The following is a 1,115-nucleotide window of genomic DNA, read 5'->3' on the forward strand; positions in this document are numbered from 1 at the left end:
GTTGTGTAGATGATGGTTCTGACCTCAGGGGGATACGCAAAGAAGGGAATGACCTGCTGCCACTGGCGCTTCCACATTGCCGCCACAGTCGGGAACTTACTTCCCCAGGGGCCAGCGGCAAACTCATCCAGTGCCGCGGCTGCCAAGTCCGCGTTGGCGGCCTGGTAGACCGGCTTGAGCGCCGCAGCCAGTTCCTTGCGGTCCTTCCACGCTGCCAGCGTCGTTGAGTTGCGGATCAGGTGCACGATGCAAGTCTGGATCTGCGCCTGCGGATAGACCGCTTCAATGGCTTCCGGGAAGCCGCGTAAGCCGTCGACTACCGCGATCAGGATGTCATTCAGGCCGCGGTTCTTCAGGTCATTGAAGACCTTGAGCCAGAACTTGGCACCCTCCGTCTGTTCGATCCACAACCCCAGCACTTCCTTGCGACCATCGGCGCGCACGCCCAGTGCCAGGTACACCGCTTTGTTCTTGACGGTTCCTTCGTCACGGATCTTCAATCTCAGCGCGTCGAAGTACACGATCGGATACATGGCCTCCAGCGGTCGCTGCTGCCATTGCGTCACTTCCTCGATGACTTCGTCGGTGATGGTGGAAATCAGGTCCGGTGACACTTCGGTGCCATACAGCTCCAGCAGGTGGCCCTGGATCTCCCGTACGGTCATGCCGCGTGCATACATGCTGATGACATGATCATCAAAGCCGGGCATGCGCCGCTGGTGTTTGGCTACCAGCTTGGGCTCGAAGCTTGAGAGCCGGTCGCGCGGCACATCAAGTTGCAGTTCGCCACCCGGTGCCAGTACCTTCTTGGGCGACGTGCCGTTGCGGTGATTCTTGCTGGCTTGACCTTCATTCTCCAGGTGGTGGGTCAGTTCGGCCGCCAGCATGCGCTCAGCCAGCATCTTCTTGAGTTGCCCGGCCAGTCCGGACTCGCCCAGAATGGACTCGGCATCCTTGTTCTGCACGGTGGCCAGTAACTGGTCAATCAGTTCGACTGGAAACGGCGGTGGTGCTTTCTGTTTTTTAGGCTTCTTGGTGGTCATTACGTCGGTCATGGAACATCCCTTTCGGTATTATTTCATGACCCCGCTTTACACAAAAAATCTGACAGGCTC

At 58.3% G+C, this 1,115-nt stretch carries 1 protein-coding gene; it reads right to left on the reverse strand.

The features are described 5' to 3' along the window. A partial coding sequence (locus RY831_RS32970) for an IS256 family transposase (RefSeq protein ID WP_326510496.1) occupies positions 1-1,043 on the reverse strand: 1,043 nt, incomplete at its 3' end. Between the last annotated feature and the right edge of the window lie 72 nt (positions 1,044-1,115).

It is taken from the genome of Noviherbaspirillum album (assembly GCF_035916955.1).
Taxonomy (GTDB): Bacteria; Pseudomonadota; Gammaproteobacteria; order Burkholderiales; family Burkholderiaceae_D; genus Noviherbaspirillum; species Noviherbaspirillum album.